The following is a 19,847-nucleotide window of genomic DNA, read 5'->3' as shown; positions in this document are numbered from 1 at the left end:
TTCGTGACTTGGGTATGGTGCGTCCATGTTGCCGTTCCTCACCCATTTCGGTCACGCCCCCGATGGCCTGTTCCTGCTGTTCCTGGCCATCGGTCTTGACGCCGTGCTGGGCGAGATGTCGTGGCTGTTCCGCCTGATTCCCCATCCGGTGATCTTGATCGGCCGGGCGATTGCGGTGTTGGACCGCCGGTTGAACAAGCCCGTGCGCAGCCCGGCGCAGCGTAAGCGCCGGGGCGTGTTGCTGGTGGCGCTGATGGTGAGCGTGGCGCTGCTGATCGGCGCAGGGATTGCCGTGGTGGCGCGGGTGCTGCCCCATCTCTGGCCCTTCGAGGTTTTCGTCGCCGCGACGCTGTTGGCCCAGCGCGGTCTGTTCGAGCATGTGGACGACGTCGCCCGCGCGCTGCAACACAAGGGTCTTGAAGCCGGGCGCTATGCGGTGTCGCGCATCGTCGGCCGGGACCCGCAAAGCCTGGACGAGCACGGGGTCTGTCGTGCCGCCATCGAATCCCTGGCCGAGAATTTTTCCGATGCGGTGGTGGCGCCGGTGTTCTGGTACGCCCTGTTCGGCCTGCCCGGCCTGCTGGTTTATAAAACCGTCAACACCTTGGACAGCATGGTCGGCTATCGTAATGATAAATATCGGGATTTCGGCTGGGCTTCGGCTCGGCTGGATGATGGGTTGAACCTGATCCCGGCCCGGCTGGCCGGACTGATCATCGCCCTGGCCGCCCTGGTGGCGGCGCGCGGCAATCCGGTTCGGGCCTTTGTCACCATGATCCGCGATGCCCGCCACCATAAATCCCCCAATTCCGGCTGGCCCGAGGCGGCGATGGCCGGCGCTTTGGGCTTGGCCTTGGGCGGGCCGCGTAAATATCCGGGTCTGGTGGTCGATGAAAAATGGATCGGCCGGGGGCGGGCGCGGGCGACTTTCGCCGATATCGACCGGGCGTTGCATCTGTTTTCCGCCGCCTGCCTGATGAATGCCGGATTGGTTATTCTGGTGTGGTGGCTGCAAGTCTAAGCAAGGCGTCGATGTCGAGATGTTCTTCCAGGTGACGGGCCAGCATGTCCAGCACGTCGTCGACCAGGGTTTCATAGGCCAATCCGCCGGCGCGGCCGGGACGCAGATCGGCCAGCAACGCGGCGCGGAAACAATCCGAGGCGAACAAGCCGTGCAGATAACAGCCCATGACCCGGCCATCGGTGGAGACGGCGCCATCGGGGCGGCCGTCCAACGTCAGGAACGGGCGGGCGCAATCGCGGCCCTGGGTGCGGCCCATATGCATTTCATAGCCGCGCACCGGATGGCCGTCGCGGTCGACGCCCTGGCTGAGGCTTAAGACTTTGTCGTCGGCCATGCTGGTTTCGATATCCAGCCAGCCCAGGCCGGGGCGCACCGCTCCGGCCGGACCCTCCACCCCCAAGGGGTCGGCCACCGAGCGGCCAAGCATCTGATAGCCGGCGCAAATGCCCAAGACCTTGCCGCCCCGGCGCAAATGGGCGGCAAGATCAATATCCCACCCCTGGGCCCGCAGGAAATCCAGGTCGCCGATGGTGGATTTCGATCCGGGCAGGATGATCAGATCGGCATCGCCGGGCAAGGCTTGGCCGGGGGGGATGAAGCGGACCGAGACGTCCTCTTCCGCCGCCAGGGGGTCGAAATCGTCGAAATTGGCGATACGCGGCAATTGCGGGATGGCGATGCGCACGCTTCCGTTATCATTGTTATTTCGCAACGATGCCGAATCTTCGGGCGGCAATCGGGTGGCGTCGGCGAACCAGGGAATGACCCCCAGACAAGGCAGGCCGGTGCGGTCGCCAATGATGGCGATGGCCGGGGCGAACAAAGTGGGATCGCCGCGGAACTTGTTGATGACATAGCCTTTCAGCCGCGCCCGTTCGGCGGCGGGCAGAATTTCCCAGGTGCCGACGATGCTGGCGATGACGCCGCCGCGATCAATGTCGGCGATCAGGATGACCGGAACGTCGGCGGCTTCGGCAAAACCCATATTGGCGATGTCGGCGGCGCGCAGATTAACCTCGGCGGCGCTGCCGGCGCCTTCCACCAGCACCAGATCGGCGCCGGCGCCGACCAAGCGGAAGCTTTCCAGCACCGTGGGCAACAGGCTGGGCTTGAGCTTGTAATAATCCCTGGCTCCGGCATTGGCGACGACACGGCCTTGCACCACCACCTGGGCCCCGACATCCGATTGCGGCTTCAGCAAGACCGGATTCATGTGACGGGTGGGGGCGACGCCGCAGGCGCGGGCCTGCAAGGCCTGGGCGCGGCCAATTTCGCCGCCGTCGCTGGTGACGGCGGCATTGTTGGACATGTTTTGCGGCTTGAACGGCCGAACGTTGAGATTGCGCCGCACACAGGCACGGGCGATGCCAGCGACCAGCAACGACTTGCCGACATCGGAGCCGGTGCCTTGAAACATCAAGGCGGGGGGGCGAGGATCAGCGGGCAAGGAGATCTTTCAGCCGGTTCGCCTGGTTGTTGTCCAACTGGCGGGCGATGACGATGTCGGCGGGGCTGGGATTGCCGCCGTAATAGGCGGCGTTCCACGAATGACGGGGCAAAATGCCCGACCCTTCCAGGCTGGCGCCGCCATAAGCGCCCATGGCCTTGTTGAAGGCATAGATATCGGCGCCGGCATTGGTGGTGGTGGCGGCTTCGGCCCCGGCGCCGATATGGGCGATGGCGATGCCGGCATCGGCGCCGGCCTTGAAGCGGTTTTCCATTATCGCCCGCAATCCGGCGTCGCTCATGATGACGAAAATGGTCTCGGCGTCTTGAACCCCGATCTGTAAGCCGACCGAGCCCGAGGCGACCGAATAAAACGCCGGCCCCGACCATTGGCCCGCCCCATCGCGGGTCAGCAGCACGCCAGTCCCCCATTCCGCGCCCAAAATGAAGCCGCCTTTGACCAGATCGGGAATGATCAAGACCGCGCGGGCGTGGGCCAGCCTGGCTTCGAGATCCCGTTGCAAGCCGCTTTCGCGGCGCAGGCGTTCCACCGTGTTGGCCGCCTTGGCAACCAGCAAGGTCTGGTCGGTGACCGCATCGGCCCAGGCAGGAAGGGCGACGCACAGCGTCACCAAGACGGCGAAAAGGCGCGACAGCATGGCAATTCCTCCGGTCCAGACCCATCCGGCTTATAGGCGAAGCACGAAGCCGGTTAGCAAGTGGTTAAAACTCCACCCCCGGCTGCGCCTTGATCCCGGAACGGAAGGGATGCTTGACCAAGGTCATCTCGGTCACCAGATCGGCGGCTTCGATCACCGGGGCCAAGGCGTTGCGGCCGGTCAGCACCACATGCTGGCCAGGGGGGCGGGCGGCGATGGCGGCCAGGACAAGCTCGGTCGACAGGTAATCATAGCGCAGCGCGATGTTGATTTCGTCCAAAATGACCATGCGGATAGCGTCGTCTTCCAGCATGGCTTGGGCCACTTCCCAGGCGCGGGCGGCGGCGGCGATGTCGCGCTCGCGGTCCTGGGTTTCCCAGGTGAAGCCTTCGCCCATGGCCTTGAAGGTGACCAGATCGGGGAATCCTTCCAGCACCCGCCGTTCGGCGGTATCCCAAGCTCCCTTGATGAACTGGACGATGCCGACCTTGAAACCGTGACCGACACAGCGGATGGCCATGCCGAAAGCAGCGCTGGATTTGCCCTTGCCCGGCCCGGTATGGACGATCAACAGCCCCTTTTCGCCTTGCTTTTTCGCCATCAGCTTGTCGCGGCTGGCTTTTTTCTTGGCCATCTTTTCCTTGTGGCGCTGCGTCGGGTCTTCGTCGGTCATGAAATTTCCTTTGGCGGGACGATCGGCCATGCTGGACCAAGCCGTTGGGGTGATGCAAGGCCGAGACTTTTATTGTAGGATAATCGCATATAAGGGGAGGCCGAGAATGAATGCCAAGAGCCTGCTGTTTTTGTCGTCCATCGTCACCGTCATTGTCGGGGTGGCCGGGATGGCTACCTTGGGGGCGATCGCCAAGGTCCCCAGCGCCGAATATTGGATCGTCGTCCTGGGGGCGGTTCTTGCCGGCGGCACCTGGTTGGGGCTGATTACCACCCTACATTTCACTTCGAAAGCGGAATGAAACCGGCCAAGGCCTGAATTTCGGCGGGAGAGCGGCCGGCGGCGCGCAAGGCGGCAATGGTCAAGGCTTTGTCGCGTTTGGCGTAACGTCGCCCCTGAGAATCGGTACGCAGCGGATGGTGATGGTATTGGGGCGTCGGCAGCTCCAGCAGGGCTTGCAACAGGCGATGGACATGGGTGGCGGCGAACAGATCCTGCCCGCGGGTCACCAAAGTGACCTGTTGCAGGGCGTCATCCCAGGTCACCGCCAGATGATAGCTGGTCGGCGTGTCCTTGCGCGCCAACACCACGTCGCCGAACAATTCGGGCTGGGCGGCGATGCGGCCGGCGTGGTGATCGTGCCACCACAATGTCCCGGTTTGAGCGATGGCGGCGGCCATGTCCAGACGCAGGGCGCATGTCTGGCCGGCGGCCTGCTTTTCGGCCCGCTGATCGGCGCTTAGGCTTCGGCACAGGCCGGGATACAACGCGCCGTCGGGGCCATGGGGGGCGTGGCCCGAACGGGCGATTTCCGCCTCGATATCCTTACGGGTGCAAAAGCAGGGATACAATAAGCCCCGCGCCGCCAGCCGGGCGAGGAGTCGGCGGTATTCTTCCAGGTGTTCGGATTGACGGCGGATCGGAGCGTCCCAATCCAGCCCCAGCCAACGCAGATCGTCGATAATGGCGGCAGCGAATTCGGCCCGGCAGCGGCCAGGATCAATGTCTTCCAGCCGCAGCAAAAAGCGCCCCTTGCGCCGCCGTGCCTGATCTTGGGCGAACAGGGCGCCATAGGCATGACCAAGATGTAACAGCCCGGTGGGACTGGGGGCGAAACGGGTGGTTGTGATCATGGCGTCAACCATACCATACTCCACGATCCAAGCCCCCGTCGCTCAAGGAAACGTGATGACCCAGCCCGCCTTGTCCGCCCATGTGGCCACCCCGGTCTCGGGTGGGGCCGCCCGCCAAGTGGTGATCTTGCTGCATGGCGTCGGCGCCGACGGCGCCGATCTGTTTGGCTTGGTGCCTTATGTGGCGCCCATGTTGCCGGATGCGGTGTTCATCGCCCCCGATGCGCCGTTCGCCTATGACATGGCCCCCTTTGGCCGGCAGTGGTTTTCGTTGCAAGATCGCTCGGGCGAGGCCTTGGCGGCCGGGATTCGCGCCACCGCTCCCGTCGTCGATGCCTTTATTGACGCCAAGCTGGCCGAATACGGCCTGGACGATTCGGCGCTGGCGCTGATCGGTTTCAGCCAGGGCACCATGATGTCGCTGCATGTGGGGCCGCGGCGGGCCAAGCCCTGCGCCGCCATCGTCGGTTTTTCCGGGGCGGTGGTCGCGGCCGAGACATTGGCCGCCGAAGTGGTGTCGCGTCCGCGTGTGCTGCTGATCCATGGCGATGCCGACCCGGTGGTCAACCCCGCCTGTTTGCCGGCGGCGGAACAGGCCTTGGCGGCGGTGGGTCTCCCGGTGCTGACCGAATTGCGGCCCGATCTCGACCATTCCATCGATGGTCCCGGCCTGGCCTTGGCCGCGGCTTTCCTGCGTCAGGCTTTTGGTTTGCCCGTTCCCGGCTGATTTCGCCAAATCGTCATCACCGGGGGTATGGATTTGCGCCTTTAAAACCTCTATCTTGTGGCGACTGCCGAAGGAGGGGCTATTGAGTGTAGACTCAGGCTATCCCGTCTTGGTGCTGAACGCCGATTTCAGGCCGCTCAGCTATTTTCCGCTGTCCCTGTGGTCTTGGCAGGAGGCCGTGAAGGCCGTTGTCTGTGATCGGGTCAACGTGGTGTCGGAATATGATCGGGAAATCCGCTCGCCATCGTGGCGCATGCGGCTTCCCAGCGTCATTTCGCTCAAGGAATATATCCCGGCGGCCCGCCGTCCGGCCTTTACCCGCTTTAACGTGTTCCTGCGTGACCATTTCACCTGCCAATATTGCGGCCAGCCCTTTCCCACCCACGATTTGACCTTCGACCATGTGGTGCCGCGGGCCTTGGGCGGGCGCACCAATTGGTCGAATGTCGTTGCCGCGTGTTCCCCGTGCAATCTGCGCAAGGGTCATAAGCTGCTGGCCCAGGCCGGCATGCGGCTGTTGAACTGGCCGCTTGAGCCCAGCAATTTCCGCCTTCAGGAAAACGGCCGTTCTTTCCCGCCCAATTTCCTGCATCAGTCGTGGAGCGATTTTCTGTATTGGGATGCGGAACTCGAACAGTTTTAGCGGTGTCTTAACCCTTGACGGCTCAAAGCTAGCCTTTGTTTTCGGCTGCCGGGATGAATCATGAGCAAGATAGGCGCGGCGCTGGCGGTTTATGGGGATCGTCGCATCCTGACGGTTCTGTTGCTGGGGTTTTCCAGCGGCTTGCCCTTGGCGCTGACCGGGGCGACCTTGGCGGTGTGGCTGACCGAGGCGCAGGTATCGCTGCAAACCATCGGTTTTTTCGCCCTGGTCGGCGTGCCCTATACCTTTAAATTTGCCTGGGCGCCGTTGATCGATCAGGTGCGGTTGCCGTTTCTCAGCCGTCGTTTCGGTCGTCGCCGGGCGTGGATGCTGTCGACGCAGGTCTTGCTGATCGCCGCCTTGGCGGCGTTGGGCGCCAATGATCCGGCGCTTTGGCCGGAACTGACCGCGCTGCTGGCGGTGGTGGTGGCGTTTTGTTCGGCCAGCCAGGATATCGTCATCGACGCCTATCGCGTCGAGATTTTGGATGAAGAACAATACGGTGCCGGGGCGGCGGCGGTGCAATTGGGCTATCGCGTCGCCATGCTGATTTCCGGGGCCGGGGCGCTGTTGCTGGCGCAATATTCCGGCTCGTGGGCTTGGACCTATTGGATCATGGCCGCCTTGGTCGGGATCGGCATGGCCACGGTGTTGGCCAATCCGGAACCCCAGGGCGTCGTCGTGCCGCCGCCTCCGGGCCTGAGCGGCTGGCTGCGTCATGCCGTCGCCGATCCGTTCATGGACATGGCCCGACGCCAGGGCTGGATGATCGTCGCCGTGCTTGCCTTTGTCTTGCTGTACAAGCTGGGCGATGCCTTCGCCGGGGTGATGGCCAATCCATTTTACGTGCGCATGGGCTTTTCCAAGGCGGAAATCGCCGCTGTCTCCAAGGTGTTCGGCTTCGGCGCCACCATCGCCGGCACCGTGCTGGGCGGCATCTTGGTCGCCCGCTATGGCCTGTTCAAAAGCCTGCTGGTGTGCGGCGTGTTGCAGATGGTCTCGAATCTGATGTTCGCTTGGCAGGCGGTGATGGGGCACAACATCATGGCCCTGACCCTGACCATCGCCGTCGAGAATTTTTCCGGCGGCTTGGGCTCGGCCGCCTTCGTCGCCTATATGTCGGGTCTGTGCAGTCTCAGTTACACCGGAACCCAATACGCGCTGCTGTCGTCCCTGGCGGCGGTGGGGCGCACGCTGATCGCTTCCAGCGCGGGGGTGCTGGCGGAACGGCTGGGATGGGTGGATTTCTTCCTGGTCTCCACCGCCGTCGCCTTGCCCGGCTTGCTGCTGTTGGTGTGGATGATGCGGCGTGATCCGGTGGTGGCGAAAGCGACGGGTTGAACCAAAACCACATTGGGTTCATCCTTTTTATATAAGGAAAGGGGGGTCGCATGCGTGTTGGCGTTCCCACGGAAATCAAGACCCATGAATACCGCGTCGGCTTAGTGCCGGCGGCGGTGCGGGAATTGGTTAATCACGGCCACCAGGTAACGGTGCAAAGCGGCGCCGGCCTGGGCATCGGCTGCGACGATCAAAGCTATCGGTTGGCCGGGGCGGAAATCGCCGCCGATGCCGCTGGCGTTTTCGCCACGGCCGACATGATCCTTAAGGTCAAGGAGCCGCAGCCGGCCGAATATGGATTGCTGCGTCCCGGACAGGTGCTGTTCACCTATTTGCATCTGGCTCCCGATCCCAAGCAAACCCAGGCGTTGCTGCATTCGGGCTGCACCGCCATCGCCTATGAGACGGTGACCGATGCTCAGGGCGGTCTGCCGCTGTTGGCGCCGATGAGCGAGGTTGCCGGCCGCATGGCGGTGCAAGTCGGCGCCCATTGTCTGGAAAAGGAACAAGGCGGCGCCGGTGTGTTGCTGGGCGGTGTGCCTGGGGTGATGGCGGGGCATGTGGTGGTGCTGGGCGGCGGCGTGGTCGGCGCCAATGCCGCGCGCATGGCCCTGGGGCTGGGCGCGCGGGTGACCATTTTGGACAAATCGCTGTCGCGGCTGCGCCATTTGGATGAAATCTTTGGCAATCGCCTTATGACCGCTTACGCCACGGCGGATGCGATCGAACATCTGTTGCCGCAGGCCGATCTGCTGATCGGCGCCGTGTTGATCCCTGGCGCCGCCGCGCCGCGTCTGGTCTCGGCCGCTGGGGTGGCGTCGATGCGGCCCGGCTCGGTCATCGTCGATGTCGCCATCGACCAGGGCGGCTGCATCGCCACCTCGCGTCCAACCAGCCACGCCCAGCCCACATATGTGGAATCCGGGGTGGTTCATTACTGTGTCACCAATATGCCCGGCGCCGTTGCCCGCACTTCGGCATTCGCGTTGGGGCATGCCACGCTTCCCTTTGTTCTGGCCTTGGCCGACAAGGGATGGGCCAGGGCATTGGCCGAAGACCCGCATTTAAAAGCGGGATTGAACATCCACAGTGGAAATGTCACGCACGAGGCTGTGGCGCGCGCCCTCGGTTTGGGGTATTTGGACCCCGAGGTCGCTTTGACAAGGCAACAAGGACAATAAAATGGACATCAAGAAGATCCCGATCGGCAAGAACCCGCCCCACGACATCAACGTCATCATCGAGATTCCGCTGCGCGGCGATCCGGTGAAGTACGAGATCGACAAAGAATCCGGCGCCATGTTCGTGGACCGTTTCCTGCACACCGCCATGTTCTATCCGACCAATTACGGTTTCATTCCGCATACCCTGTCGGAAGATGGTGATCCGGTGGACGTGATGGTGGTCGGCAAGCACGGTGTGGCCGTCGGTTCGGTGATGCGCTGCCGTCCCATCGGCGTGCTGCTGATGGAAGACGAAAGCGGTCAGGACGAAAAGATCCTGGCGGTTCCGCATCCCAAGCTGCACCCCTATTACGATGACGTGGCCAGCTACACCGATCTGCCCAACACCCTGATCGAGCAGATCGAGCACTTCTTCACCCACTACAAGGACCTTGAAAAGGGGAAGTGGGTCAAGTGCTTGGGCTGGAAGGGCCCGGAAGACGCGGCCGCCATCATCGAGGTCGGTATCAAGAAGGCGGAAAAGAAGAAGAAGTAAGCTTCTTTTCTTTTCGATGCGATCAAGCCCCCGCCGGATGCTCCGGCGGGGGTTTTTTCGTGGCCCCGCCAGGATTCACCCGAGCGTGGGGCGCTCAACGCTTGCTCAGGCAACGGGGGGGCCCGTTGTTCTAAGGCGCCGCCTTGATCTCGACGATGCCCCAGATCCAGTTGGAATCGGGCGCCGTCTTGGCCATCACTTTTTCCGCCTGGGCCGGCCATAGCAGCATCAAGGGACCGGTGGTGGTCGGGTCCAGCGGTTTGCCGTCCACGCGGGTGGCCAGCAACGGCTCGTCGCCGGTGATGTCGGTCGGCTTTAGACGGATGGTGTAATTGTCCTTTGCCCGCAGGGCGACGTCACGACCGGCAAGTCCATGGGCGGCCAGGAGGTCCGCCAGCCGCACGCCCAGCCAAAGCGCCCCATCGGGGGACCACGGATTGGCCATGCGCGATTGGCGCAGCGGCAATTGTTCGATGGCGGCAAGGGTCAAGGCGGAATCCCCCACCTGAACGATGACCGGACCCGCCACGGGTGCCGGCGCCTTGGCCAACGGAGCGGTTTCGGCGGCCAACGCCGCCGGAGCGGCCAACAGCATGACGGCAAAAAGGATTCGTTTCATCCTATTGTCCCCTGTCAACACGCCATCCCGCCGTCATCATGGGCCTTGGGCGGCAAAAAGGCCATCCGGGATCGCCCGGATGGCCCTTTGCGTGACAGATGACCGTCGGATCAGGCGGCGGTTCGCTTTTTCTTCAGCAGTTCCAGAATTTCGCCGGCGGCCTTGGGAATGTTGGTGCCCGGACCATAAACGGCGGCGACGCCGGCCTGGTACAAGAAGTCGTAATCCTGGGGCGGGATGACGCCGCCGGTGACGACCATGATGTCGCCGGCGCCCTGTGCCTTGAGTTCGGCGATCAGTTGCGGCACCAAGGTCTTATGGCCAGCGGCCAGCGACGAGGCGGCGACGATGTGGACGTCGTTCTCCACCGCTTGGCGGGCGGCTTCATCCGGGGTCTGGAACAACGGCCCGACATCGACGTCAAAGCCGATATCGGCGAAAGCGGTGGCGATCACCTTGGCCCCGCGATCATGGCCGTCCTGGCCCATCTTGACCACCAGCATGCGCGGACGGCGGCCTTCTTCCTTGGCGAAAGCGTCGATATCGGCCTTGAGCCGGGCAAAGCCGTCATCATCCTTGTAGACGCCGCCATAGACGCCGGAAATGGTGCGGTTGACGGCACGGTGGCGGGTGAAGGCCTTTTCCATGGCATCGGAAATTTCGCCGACGGTGGCCCGCGCCCGAGTGGCGATCACCGCCAGTTCCAGCAGATTGCCCTCGCCGGTTTCGGCCGCTGTGGTCAGTGCCGCCAGGGCGGCATCGACCTTGGCCTGATCGCGGCTGGCACGGATTTGCTTGAGGCGGGCGATTTGCGATTCGCGCACCATGGCGTTGTCCACGTCGAGAATCTCGATCGCGGTCTCTTCCTTGGGCTGGTACTTGTTGACGCCGACCACGACCTCGTCCCCGCGATCAATGCGGGCCTGACGGCGGGCGGCGGCTTCTTCGATCTTCATCTTCGGCATGCCGGATTCGACCGCCTTGGTCATGCCGCCCAGCGCTTCGACTTCCTCGATCAACTTCCAGGCTTCTTCGGCCAGGGCGTTGGTCAGGCTTTCCACATAGTACGAACCGGCCAGCGGATCGACGACGTTGGGGATGCCGGTCTCTTCTTGAATGATCAGCTGGGTGTTGCGGGCGATACGGGCCGAGAACGGCGTCGGCAGGGCGATGGCTTCGTCCAGCGCGTTGGTGTGCAACGATTGGGTGCCGCCCAGGACGGCGGCCATGGCTTCGATGGTGGTGCGGACGACGTTGTTGTAAGCGTCCTTTTCGGTCAGCGACACGCCCGAGGTCTGGCAATGGGTGCGCAGGGCCATGGATGACGGCTTTTGCGGATCGAATTGCTTGATCATGCGCGCCCACAACAGGCGACCGGCGCGCATCTTGGCGATTTCCATGAAGAAATTCATGCCGATGGCCCAAAAGAACGACAGCCGGCCGGCGAATTCGTCGATCTTGAGGCCGCGACCGAGGGCGGCGCGCACGTATTCCAAGCCATCGGCCAGGGTGAAGGCCAATTCCTGCACGGCGGTGGCGCCGGCTTCTTGCATGTGATAGCCGGAAATGGAGATGGAATTGAACTTGGGCATGTTCTTCGACGTGTAGTCGATGATGTCGGCGATGATCCGCATGCTCGGCGCCGGCGGATAGATATAGGTGTTGCGGACCATGAACTCCTTCAAGATGTCGTTCTGGATGGTGCCCGACAGCTTGTCTTGGGAAACGCCCTGTTCCTCGGCGGCGACGATATAGCCGGCCAGAACCGGCAACACGGCGCCGTTCATGGTCATCGACACGCTCATTTCGTCCAGCGGGATGCCGTCGAACAAGATCTTCATGTCCTCGACCGAATCGATGGCGACGCCGGCCTTGCCGACATCGCCGACGACGCGGGGGTGATCCGAATCATAGCCGCGATGGGTGGCCAGATCGAAGGCCACCGACAGGCCCTTTTGACCGGCGGCCAGATTGGCGCGGTAGAATTTGTTGGAATCCTCGGCGGTGGAGAAACCGGCGTACTGACGCACCGTCCACGGCCGGGCCGCGTACATGGTGGCGCGCGGTCCGCGCAGGAACGGCGGGAAACCGGGCAGGGTGTCCAGGCCTTCCAGGCCTTCCAGATCGGCGGCGGTGTAAAGCGGCTTGACCTTGATGCCCTCCGGCGTCTCCCAGGTCAGCGTATCTGGCGACGCGCCCTTGAGATCCTTGGAAGCCAGCGCTTCCCAATCGGCAAGAGACTTCTTGGCAAACTCGGTCATTTTATTCCTCCGCAAACCTTATTTTTACCCCCGGGGCGGCGGGAGTATACGCTTACCCCAGGGTTTCGTCCATTCTCGGCGAAATAACGTTGCGCATGCCGCCATGCGTCAAACAGTGGTGTTACCAGTCCGCCCGGCCTTGACTCGGGGGGGGACGCACAGGCACCTTGGCCATGGACAAAATGCGAGCAGCATCATGGCTTTCCTCGATCATATCGCCCTTTGCAATCAACATGAGCTTGATCGCTTTCGTCCCTTCTTGGTGGAAGAGCGCCATGTGGGTTGGGTGCGGGCCGATGTCGCCTGGCATCTGGAAGATTACCCACGGGTTTTCACCGTCACCGCCGACGCTGTCAGCCTGCATCCTCATCTCATCGGCCATGACGCCCGCTCGGCGGCGGTCGACGAGGTCTGCCGGGCCTTGCATGTCAAATGGCAGACGCCGGCCTTGCGCGGCGAACGCTATCGCGTCGCGCAACGTTGGTCAGACACGCCGCTGATGACCATGGATCGCGGCGTGGTCAGTCTGTTTGGCGTGCGTGCCTTTGGTGTTCACGTCAACGGCTTTGTCCGCGACGGCGACCGGCTTAAATTGTGGGTGGCGACGCGGGCGACCGATCGGGCGGTGGCGCCGGGCAAGCTGGATAATCTGATCGCCGGCGGCCAACCGGCGCATCTGTCGCTGCAAGACAACCTGATCAAGGAAGCGGCCGAGGAAGCCGGCATGCCGGAAGATCTGGCCCGCACCGCCCGTCCGGCCGGGGTAATTTCGTATTGCCTGGAAGATTCGTGGGGGCTGAAACCCGACGTCATGTTCTGCTATGACCTGGAACTGCCCGCTGACTTCACCCCGCGCAATACCGACGGTGAAGTGGCCAGCTTTACCCTGATGGATGTGGACGAGGTCAAGACCCGCATCCGCGATACCCAGGACTTCAAGTACAACGTCAATCTGGTGGTGCTGGACTTCCTGATCCGCCACGGCGTGCTGTGCCCGGACAGCGAACCCGATTACGCCGAAATCGCCCATGGGCTGAAACAGGGCTGGTAATCGCAACAAACCTCTTGTGCGGCGCAGTATCACGCATCATTATTGCGCCCCTGACCTGATTCCCCGCAAGAGGATTGCGCATCATGAGCATCAAGCCGCCCCGGAAGTTCTTCGAGCCGCTGGCCATCGGCGCCCCCGCGCCCTATCGCGAATTGCCGGTGAAGCTGGAGCGGATGATCCATTTCTTCCCGCCGCATGTGGAAAAGATGCGGGCCAAGGCCGCCGACATGGCCAAGAATGTCGATGTCTTGCTGGGCAATCTGGAAGACGCCATTCCCGCCGACGCCAAGGAAGCGGCGCGGGCCGGCTTTGTCGAGGTGGCCAAGGCCTGGGATCCGCGCTGCGGCACCGGTTTGTGGACCCGCGTCAATTGCCTGAATTCGCCCTGGTTTTTGGACGACGTCACCACCTTGGTGGCGGAAGCCGGCAATAATCTGGACGTCATCATGCTGCCCAAGGTGGAAGGTCCGTGGGACATCCATTACCTGGATCAGCTGTTGGCTCAGTTGGAAGCCAAGCATGGGGTGACCAAGCCGATCATGATCCACGCCATCTTGGAGACGGCGCTGGGTGTCGAAAACGTCGCCGCCATCGCCCAAGCGTCCCCGCGCATGCATGGCATGAGCCTGGGGCCGGCCGATCTGGCGGCGTCGCGCGGCATGAAGACCACCCGTGTCGGCGGCGGCCATCCGTTTTATGGCGTTCTTGAAGACGCCAAGAATGATGCGCCGCGCACCTTGTTCCAGCAGGATTTGTGGCACTATACCGTGGCCAAGATGGTCGATGCCTGCCAGTCGGCCGGCATCAAGGCGTTCTATGGCCCGTTCGGCGATTTCTCCGATGGGGCGGCGTGCGAGGCGCAGTTCCGCAATGCTTTCCTGCTTGGCTGTGCCGGCGCCTGGAGCTTGCACCCCAGCCAGATCGACATCGCCAAGAAAGTGTTCAGTCCCGATGCCGACGAAGTGCTGTTCGCCAAAAAAATCCTGGACGCCATGCCCGACGGCACCGGCGCGGTGATGATCGACGGCAAGATGCAAGACGATGCCACCTGGAAACAGGCCAAGGTCATGGTCGATCTGGCCCGCGTGGTTGCCGCCAAGGATCCGGTGATGGCGGAAAAATACGGCCTGTAATACCGCCCGGCCAATGACCTGATCGTTGTCAAAGGGCGGCCGGTGTAAACTGCTTTAGGTTGTGACCAGGGTGGGGCCTTTCCACCCTGGTTTTTTTTGGCGGTCTAATTTGGGTGCCGCGCACAAAAATCACAATTCGACACTGCCTTTTTATTTATCCTAGTGTTAATACCATAGCGGGGATGGGTGTGCATAAGTTTGGAGGGAGTGGCGCATGGTCGCTGCTTTTGCCGATTCACAGGCTCACACCCGGCCGACTGACCTGATTGTCGAGGCGCTGAAGGGCGAAATCGCCGCTATTTTTCGGCGCGAGATCCCCGCCTTGGCAAAATTGGATGCCTCTGTCAGCGTCTACGAGACGGCGATGAATGACGTCGAGGTGCTGTCATCGTGCTTTTCCTTGTTTCGCGCTCGCCCCGAATTGTTCGTGACCGCCATTGCCGGCCGTGACAAACAACCGGTGATCGAGGATACCGGCCTGCTGTCATGCGGCCGATCCTTGGGCGAGGCCATCGCCTTGATCGTGCGCGCCGCCGCCCGGCGGCATTTTCGCCGCAAGCTTGGCATCAGCAAGCGGGTGCATGAATCGCAAATCCATAAATTGCCCGGTTGGAAGCGTTTGTTGATCTCAGTCGGCCTGATGGAGGCGCCGCCGGTTCAGGTGCGCACCATCTCTGGCGGCGGCGACGCCTTGTATTCGGTGATCCGCGATTATCTGCGCTTTGATTGGCAGGCGAATTTGATCCCGCATTACACCCCCTTGGAGCCGGCCATGGTGGTGAAGCTGGGGCCCCGGATCATGGATATCCGCGAACCGGCGGAATTACGCGCCCTGGCCAGCCGCGAGGAACGCGCCAACATGGCCGGCGGCGGCCAGCCATTGCTGCTCGACAGCGCCAAGCGGCTGATCAAGCCGGCGGGCGATACCATCGACGGTGAAATCTTGTGGAAGGTGTGCACCCAGATGGATCTGGCGCGGCTGTTCCCGGGGCGGGATTCCGGTCATCTGCGCCGCATTCTCGCCCAGATCGCCGGCACCTCGACCGAGGCGATCATCGCTTTGATGCCGGTGCTGGGCGAGGATATCCGCCTGTTCGTGACCTTCTTGTACGTCGCTTACGCCGAACTGGGGGAAGAGGAATACCGCCAAAGCTTTGGCGGCGGCGCCACCGTGTGGATGGTGCGCCGTTACGCCGACCGATTGGCCCAATTGGGTGCCCTGCCGCCGCCGGCCTTTGCCCAGATGCGGGATGTGTTCGCCGCAGTGATCAAGGGAGGGGCGGGGAAGTGATCCCCGCCCGCTGGCCTCAATGCACGCTGACCGGTTCCAATTCGTGTTGGATGATGGCGGCGAAAGCGATGGCGCGGCTGGGGGCCAGGCCCATTTGGGTGCCGTCGGCGGCGTAGATGGCCCAGCTGGTCTGCTCGTCGACGACGATGGGTTTGACGAAGGCGAGAACGGGCATGCCCCAGGCGGCGAAGTCAGCGGCGCTCATGGGGTGCAGGGCGGTTGAATAATCTCGGTTCATGGTCGTACCTCCTATTGGCCGGTTCTGGGCCGGGAGCGCACGTTGCGGACATCTTCGTCCGCGACGTCGATGGTGCGGGGACCGGCGCGGTCGCTGCTTGGGCTGGCGCCGCTGATGGGAATGGTCTTGACCCGCGGTTCGGGGCGGGGGCGGTACAGGTCGATATGCAGCAAGCCGTTATCCAAGGTGGCCGATTGCACTTCGATGCCTTCGGCCAGGACAAAGGCGCGTTGGAATTGGCGGGCCGCGATGCCGCGATGCAGAAAAATGCGGTCGGGGTCGTCTTCGCTCTGACGGCCGCGAATGATCAACTGATTATCTTCCAGACCGACGGCCAGATCATCCATGGAAAAACCAGCCACAGCCAAGGTGATGCGCAGGCCGTTTTCGCCGATCTGCTCGATATTATAGGGGGGATAGCCCTCGCCCTGGCTTTTGGCGACGCGGTCGAGGACGCGCTCGAAATGGTCGAAACCCAATAAAAGTGGACTGTTGAAGGCAGACATGCGGCTCATGAAATCTCCTCCTCGGGGTGAGCGAGTGAGCGGGGCATAAAGGGCCCGGTATCGGCGCCCGTTTCGGCGGTCCTCCCCTTCGGGTATTGGCACCGCCTTGTCCTCATATGTTGGATGATAATCCCATCCCGTCAAGATTGGGTAAATTTACTCCTGCCGTAATGCCGGGGCCACCGGTCGGCGCAAGGCGACGAAAGCGCCGGCGAATCCGGCGGTCAAGGCGGCGGTGATGCAGATGCCCAAGATGGCCAAAGTCAAGCCGGGCAGGAAAACCCAGTCGCCGCGCATGACGTGCACCAAAATGGCCCACGAGGCGAGCGAGCCGAACAAGGCGGCACACAGGCCGGTGCTGGCGCCGATGATGGAAAATTCCAGCAGCCAGGCCCGCCACAATTCAGCGCGGGTGGCCCCCAGAACCTTAAGGATCACCGCCTCGCGCACGCGGCGGCGATGGCCGGCCATTACCGCGCCGGCCAGAACCAGGGCGCCGGCCGCCACGGTGACCAGTCCGGCCAGCCGCACCGCCAGATCGGCATTGGCGATCATCGCCCGAACCTGTTGCAGGGCTTCCTTGACCCGGATGGCCGAAACATTGGGTAAGGCATCGGTCACCGCCCGTTCCACCCTGGTTTCGTCCGCTTCCGGCGCGTGCACGGTGGCGATGTGGATGAACGGCGCCCCAGCCAGGGCGTTGGGCGACAAGATCAGGGCGAAATTCATGTTCAGGCTGGTCCATTCCACCTGCCGCAGGCTGGCGATGGTCAGGGTTATCTCGCGGCCCAGGATATTGATTGCCATGCTGTCCCCCACCCGCAGGCCCATGCCCTTGGCCAGACCGGCATCAATGGAGACCAGCGGCGGGCCGACGTAATCGGCCGGCCACCATGTTCCCGATTCCAGCTTGGTATGGGGCGGTGGGGTGGCGGCGGCCGTCAGACCGCGATCGCCGCGCACGGCCCATTGCGCCTCGGGCGAAACGGTGACCGCGTCGATGGGCTGGCCGTGCAGATGGGTGATGCGGCCGCGCACCATGGGGGCTTTTTCGATCGTGGCTTGGGCGGCGGCGGCATGGACCAGGCGGTCGAATTGCGCGCTTTGGTCCGGTTGCAGGTCGATGAAATAGAAGCTGGGGGCTTGTGCCGGCAAGGTCTCGCCGAATTGGCGGGCCAAATTGCCTTCGATCAGGGCGATGGTCACCAAGACGGTCAAACCCAATCCCAGCGACAGCACCATGGACACCACGGCCGAGCCGGGACGGTGCAGATTGGCCAATGCCACCCGTGCCGCCGGTCGGGCCATCAGACCGCGCCGCCGCCGCGCCGCCAGGGCCGCCAGCCGCGACAAGCCGGCGGCAAGCAGTCGGTACAAGCCAAGCAAGAAGATGGCGGCGGCGACGAAAATGGCGGCCAGTTCGCGGCGATCGGCAGTCAGGATGGCGAGGGCGGCCAGGGCCAAGGCGCTGCTTGTCAAGGTCACCAGCACCGGCCAACCGGGATGGCCGGGCAAGGGTTCGATGGCTTGTCGAAACAAAGTGGTGGGCGGCACGCGGGTGGCTTGGGCCAGCGGCCACAGGGCGAAGCTGAGGGCGGTGAGGACGCCAAAGGCCGCCGCCGCCATCAAAGGCTGGGGATAAAGGGCGATGCGCGCCGCCAGCGGCAGCGATTCGCCGGCCAGGGTGACCACCGCCCACGGGGCGACAGCCCCGAGGAGCAAGCCCAAGCCGATGCCCAGGGCGGACAGGCTGCCGATCAGCAGACCATAGATCAGGCCGATCTGCCGTCCCGGCGCCCCCAGGGATTTCAGGATGGCGATATGGCTGAGTTTGCCGTCGAGATAGGCCTTGACGGCATTGGCGATGCCGATGCCGCCGACCAGCAAGGCGGTCAAGCCGACCAGGGTCAAAAAGGCGGCCAGATTGTCGAGAATGCGGTCCAGTCCCGGTGCCGCATCGGTCAAATCGCGCCAGTTCCACGGCGCATCGGGAAAAGCGGCGGCCAGTTGGCTTTTAACCTCGGCCGTATCGGCGCCGGCGGCCAAAGCCAGGCGGGCGCCCCAGCGGATCAGGCTGCCGGGCTGAACCAAGCCGCTGGCGGCGACGGCTTGAGTGCTGACCAGCAGGCGTGGGCCAAAGGCCAAGGCATTGGCGACGCGATCAGGTTCGGCGGTGATGGTGGCGCGGATTTCCACCGTGATGGCGCCGATCTGGATATGTTCGCCCAGTCCGACACCTAAGGATTCCAGCAAATGCGGGTCCGCCGCGCCCCCCCATGAACCATTGCGCTGATCCAAGATCTCGGCCAGCGGCAGCGGCGGCTGGGTCAGCAAAATTCCAGCCAAGGGATAGCCGTCATCCACCCCTTTTAGTTCAACCAGCCGGCGCGCTTCCCCGACCTTGGCCATGGCCCGCATGTCGGCGGTTTCCGATACGGTCCCGTAATGTTGAAGAAAAGCCTTTTGTTCGGCGGTTATCGGCACATAGGACTGGCGCAATTCCACATCGCCGCCCAACAGCGCCCGCCCGTCTTCGGCCAAGGCGCGGTGAAACGCCGCCTTTAGGGATCCCGAGGCGGCGATGGCCGCCACCCCCAGGGCCAGACAGGCAACCAGAATGCGAAACCCCTTGAGCCCGCCGCGCAATTCGCGGCGAGCCAAGCGCATCGAGGCGACGATCATGCCGCCACCCGGCCATCGGCCAGCCGCACCACCCGGCCACAGCGCGCGGCCAGCGTCGGATCATGGGTCACCAGGACCAGGGTCGAGCCGTGACGGCGGTGCATGTCAAACAGCAATTGGCTGATATCGGCGCCGGTGGCCCCATCCAGATTCCCGGTGGGTTCGTCGGCCAGCAGCAAACGGGGGCGGGCGATGACGGCACGGGCCAGGGCGACGCGTTGTTGCTCGCCGCCCGACATCTGGCCGGGGTAATGGTCGAGGCGATGGCCCAGACCGACGGAGTGCAATTCCGCCGCCGCCCGTTCTTGGGCGTCGGCGATGCCGGCCAATTCCAGCGGCACCGCCACGTTTTCCAATGCCGTCATGGTTGGGATCAATTGAAACGACTGGAAAACAATGCCGATGGAATGCCGGCGCAGCCGCGCCAGCGCATCTTCGCCCAGGGCGTTGAAATCCTGACCGGCAACCTGGACGACGCCGCCACTGGCCCGCTCCAATCCGCCCAGCACCATCAACAACGAGGACTTGCCCGAACCCGACGGACCGACGATGCCGATGGTCTCGCCAGCGGCGACATCCAAGTCGATACCACGCAGAACGTTGACCTCGCCGGCCAAGCTCGCCAAGTTGAGGGTAACGCCGCGTAAATGGATCAGCGGCTTGGAATGGGATTGGGACATGCGGCGCAGGACTTTCTGCTG

General features: G+C 63.2%; 20 protein-coding genes. 10 read left to right on the top strand and 10 right to left on the bottom strand.

From position 1 onward, the window contains the following. Window positions 1-25: 25 nt before the first annotated feature. Entirely contained in the window at window positions 26-1,021 is a 996-nt protein-coding gene (cbiB, locus tag KEC16_RS12755; RefSeq protein ID WP_211549478.1) for an adenosylcobinamide-phosphate synthase CbiB, read from the top strand. On the opposite strand, the gene KEC16_RS12750 is transcribed toward cbiB, so the two are convergent. The 3 genes from KEC16_RS12750 to cobO all read right to left on the bottom strand — a co-directional run bounded on the left by KEC16_RS12750 (window position 993) and on the right by cobO (window position 3,802). Continuing rightward, the gene (locus KEC16_RS12750; protein ID WP_211549671.1) at window positions 993-2,441 is read right to left on the bottom strand and encodes a cobyric acid synthase; all 1,449 of its coding nucleotides are present in this window, start codon (window positions 2,439-2,441) and stop codon (window positions 993-995) included. The two genes, cbiB and KEC16_RS12750, sit on opposite strands and share 29 nt — an antisense overlap. 19 nt (window positions 2,442-2,460) lie before the next feature. After that, complete coding sequence (locus KEC16_RS12745) at window positions 2,461-3,129, bottom strand: lipid-binding SYLF domain-containing protein (RefSeq protein ID WP_211549476.1); 669 nt, start codon at window positions 3,127-3,129, stop codon at window positions 2,461-2,463. Window positions 3,130-3,193: 64 nt separating this feature from the next. Continuing rightward, on the bottom strand, window positions 3,194-3,802 hold the full coding sequence (gene cobO, locus KEC16_RS12740; protein ID WP_211549475.1) for a cob(I)yrinic acid a,c-diamide adenosyltransferase: 609 nt from the start codon (window positions 3,800-3,802) through the stop codon (window positions 3,194-3,196). A 106-nt stretch (window positions 3,803-3,908) separates the two neighbouring features. On the opposite strand from cobO, the gene KEC16_RS12735 reads away from it, so the two are divergent. After that, window positions 3,909-4,103: a hypothetical protein gene (locus KEC16_RS12735; RefSeq protein WP_211549473.1), complete on the top strand. Its 195-nt coding sequence runs from the start codon at window positions 3,909-3,911 to the stop codon at window positions 4,101-4,103. Here KEC16_RS12735 and gluQRS read toward each other — a convergent pair. Beyond that, window positions 4,084-4,935: a tRNA glutamyl-Q(34) synthetase GluQRS gene (gene gluQRS, locus KEC16_RS12730; protein WP_249209162.1), complete on the bottom strand. Its 852-nt coding sequence runs from the start codon at window positions 4,933-4,935 to the stop codon at window positions 4,084-4,086. The genes KEC16_RS12735 and gluQRS overlap by 20 nt on opposite strands. 55 nt (window positions 4,936-4,990) lie before the next feature. On the opposite strand from gluQRS, the gene KEC16_RS12725 reads away from it, so the two are divergent. From KEC16_RS12725 to ppa, 5 genes are all read left to right on the top strand, one after another. Continuing rightward, complete coding sequence (locus tag KEC16_RS12725; protein ID WP_211549469.1) at window positions 4,991-5,662, top strand: alpha/beta hydrolase; 672 nt, start codon at window positions 4,991-4,993, stop codon at window positions 5,660-5,662. Window positions 5,663-5,744: 82 nt separating this feature from the next. Then, window positions 5,745-6,305, top strand: coding sequence for an HNH endonuclease (locus KEC16_RS12720; protein WP_249209161.1), 561 nt, complete (start codon window positions 5,745-5,747; stop codon window positions 6,303-6,305). Between the two features lie 60 nt (window positions 6,306-6,365). After that, entirely contained in the window at window positions 6,366-7,646 is a 1,281-nt protein-coding gene (locus KEC16_RS12715; RefSeq protein ID WP_211549466.1) for an AmpG family muropeptide MFS transporter, read from the top strand. A gap of 50 nt (window positions 7,647-7,696) precedes the next feature. Next, a complete protein-coding gene (gene ald / locus KEC16_RS12710) occupies window positions 7,697-8,827 on the top strand; it encodes an alanine dehydrogenase (RefSeq protein ID WP_211549464.1) in 1,131 nt (376 codons plus the stop codon). A 1-nt stretch (window position 8,828) separates the two neighbouring features. Further along, window positions 8,829-9,365 carry an inorganic diphosphatase gene (gene ppa, locus KEC16_RS12705; protein ID WP_211549462.1) on the top strand — a complete coding sequence of 179 codons (537 nt, stop codon included), beginning with the start codon at window positions 8,829-8,831 and terminating at the stop codon, window positions 9,363-9,365. Between the two features lie 130 nt (window positions 9,366-9,495). On the opposite strand, the gene KEC16_RS12700 is transcribed toward ppa, so the two are convergent. Both KEC16_RS12700 and scpA read right to left on the bottom strand, forming a co-directional pair. After that, complete coding sequence (locus KEC16_RS12700; RefSeq protein WP_211549460.1) at window positions 9,496-9,984, bottom strand: molybdopterin-dependent oxidoreductase; 489 nt, start codon at window positions 9,982-9,984, stop codon at window positions 9,496-9,498. A gap of 110 nt (window positions 9,985-10,094) precedes the next feature. Further along, the gene (gene scpA, locus KEC16_RS12695) at window positions 10,095-12,245 is read right to left on the bottom strand and encodes a methylmalonyl-CoA mutase (protein WP_211549458.1); all 2,151 of its coding nucleotides are present in this window, start codon (window positions 12,243-12,245) and stop codon (window positions 10,095-10,097) included. 196 nt (window positions 12,246-12,441) lie between these two features. On the opposite strand from scpA, the gene KEC16_RS12690 reads away from it, so the two are divergent. From KEC16_RS12690 to KEC16_RS12680, 3 genes are all read left to right on the top strand, one after another. Further along, on the top strand, window positions 12,442-13,296 hold the full coding sequence (locus KEC16_RS12690) for an NUDIX hydrolase (RefSeq protein ID WP_211549456.1): 855 nt from the start codon (window positions 12,442-12,444) through the stop codon (window positions 13,294-13,296). Window positions 13,297-13,379: 83 nt separating this feature from the next. Next, window positions 13,380-14,429, top strand: a complete 1,050-nt coding sequence (locus KEC16_RS12685; RefSeq protein ID WP_211549454.1) for an HpcH/HpaI aldolase/citrate lyase family protein — start codon at window positions 13,380-13,382, stop codon at window positions 14,427-14,429. 214 nt (window positions 14,430-14,643) lie between these two features. After that, window positions 14,644-15,720: a hypothetical protein gene (locus KEC16_RS12680; RefSeq protein ID WP_211549452.1), complete on the top strand. Its 1,077-nt coding sequence runs from the start codon at window positions 14,644-14,646 to the stop codon at window positions 15,718-15,720. Between the two features lie 16 nt (window positions 15,721-15,736). Here the strand turns inward: KEC16_RS12680 and KEC16_RS12675 are convergent, their stop codons facing one another. From KEC16_RS12675 to KEC16_RS12660, 4 genes are all read right to left on the bottom strand, one after another. Beyond that, window positions 15,737-15,958: a DUF1150 family protein gene (locus tag KEC16_RS12675; RefSeq protein ID WP_211549450.1), complete on the bottom strand. Its 222-nt coding sequence runs from the start codon at window positions 15,956-15,958 to the stop codon at window positions 15,737-15,739. Between the two features lie 11 nt (window positions 15,959-15,969). Then, window positions 15,970-16,473, bottom strand: coding sequence for an Hsp20 family protein (locus tag KEC16_RS12670; protein WP_211549447.1), 504 nt, complete (start codon window positions 16,471-16,473; stop codon window positions 15,970-15,972). Between the two features lie 147 nt (window positions 16,474-16,620). Continuing rightward, complete coding sequence (locus tag KEC16_RS12665; RefSeq protein WP_211549445.1) at window positions 16,621-19,146, bottom strand: ABC transporter permease; 2,526 nt, start codon at window positions 19,144-19,146, stop codon at window positions 16,621-16,623. Further along, complete coding sequence (locus KEC16_RS12660) at window positions 19,143-19,826, bottom strand: ABC transporter ATP-binding protein (protein ID WP_211549443.1); 684 nt, start codon at window positions 19,824-19,826, stop codon at window positions 19,143-19,145. Before KEC16_RS12660 ends, KEC16_RS12665 begins: the two co-directional genes overlap by 4 nt. Between the last annotated feature and the right edge of the window lie 21 nt (window positions 19,827-19,847).

Source organism: Magnetospirillum sulfuroxidans (genome assembly GCF_018224925.1).
Lineage (GTDB): Bacteria > Pseudomonadota > Alphaproteobacteria > Rhodospirillales > Magnetospirillaceae > Magnetospirillum > Magnetospirillum sulfuroxidans.
Note: the sequence above shows the minus strand (reverse complement) of the source record. Positions and strands in the feature narration are given on the sequence as shown.

Bases quoted from the DNA above. Each gene is read 5' to 3' on its own strand.
- scpA (WP_211549458.1), bottom strand. From the start codon at position 12,245: ATGACCGAGTTTGCCAAGAAGTCTCTTGCCGATTGGGAAGCGCTGGCT.
- KEC16_RS12700 (WP_211549460.1), bottom strand. From the start codon at position 9,984: ATGAAACGAATCCTTTTTGCCGTCATGCTGTTGGCCGCTCCGGCGGCG.
- KEC16_RS12715 (WP_211549466.1), top strand. From the start codon at position 6,366: ATGAGCAAGATAGGCGCGGCGCTGGCGGTTTATGGGGATCGTCGCATC.
- KEC16_RS12690 (WP_211549456.1), top strand. From the start codon at position 12,442: ATGGCTTTCCTCGATCATATCGCCCTTTGCAATCAACATGAGCTTGAT.
- cobO (WP_211549475.1), bottom strand. From the start codon at position 3,802: ATGACCGACGAAGACCCGACGCAGCGCCACAAGGAAAAGATGGCCAAG.
- KEC16_RS12725 (WP_211549469.1), top strand. From the start codon at position 4,991: ATGACCCAGCCCGCCTTGTCCGCCCATGTGGCCACCCCGGTCTCGGGT.
- cbiB (WP_211549478.1), top strand. From the start codon at position 26: ATGTTGCCGTTCCTCACCCATTTCGGTCACGCCCCCGATGGCCTGTTC.
- KEC16_RS12745 (WP_211549476.1), bottom strand. From the start codon at position 3,129: ATGCTGTCGCGCCTTTTCGCCGTCTTGGTGACGCTGTGCGTCGCCCTT.
- KEC16_RS12675 (WP_211549450.1), bottom strand. From the start codon at position 15,958: ATGAACCGAGATTATTCAACCGCCCTGCACCCCATGAGCGCCGCTGAC.
- KEC16_RS12670 (WP_211549447.1), bottom strand. From the start codon at position 16,473: ATGAGCCGCATGTCTGCCTTCAACAGTCCACTTTTATTGGGTTTCGAC.
- KEC16_RS12735 (WP_211549473.1), top strand. From the start codon at position 3,909: ATGAATGCCAAGAGCCTGCTGTTTTTGTCGTCCATCGTCACCGTCATT.
- KEC16_RS12680 (WP_211549452.1), top strand. From the start codon at position 14,644: ATGGTCGCTGCTTTTGCCGATTCACAGGCTCACACCCGGCCGACTGAC.
- ald (WP_211549464.1), top strand. From the start codon at position 7,697: ATGCGTGTTGGCGTTCCCACGGAAATCAAGACCCATGAATACCGCGTC.
- KEC16_RS12660 (WP_211549443.1), bottom strand. From the start codon at position 19,826: ATGTCCCAATCCCATTCCAAGCCGCTGATCCATTTACGCGGCGTTACC.
- KEC16_RS12750 (WP_211549671.1), bottom strand. From the start codon at position 2,441: ATGTTTCAAGGCACCGGCTCCGATGTCGGCAAGTCGTTGCTGGTCGCT.
- ppa (WP_211549462.1), top strand. From the start codon at position 8,829: ATGGACATCAAGAAGATCCCGATCGGCAAGAACCCGCCCCACGACATC.
- gluQRS (WP_249209162.1), bottom strand. From the start codon at position 4,935: ATGATCACAACCACCCGTTTCGCCCCCAGTCCCACCGGGCTGTTACAT.
- KEC16_RS12685 (WP_211549454.1), top strand. From the start codon at position 13,380: ATGAGCATCAAGCCGCCCCGGAAGTTCTTCGAGCCGCTGGCCATCGGC.
- KEC16_RS12665 (WP_211549445.1), bottom strand. From the start codon at position 19,146: ATGATCGTCGCCTCGATGCGCTTGGCTCGCCGCGAATTGCGCGGCGGG.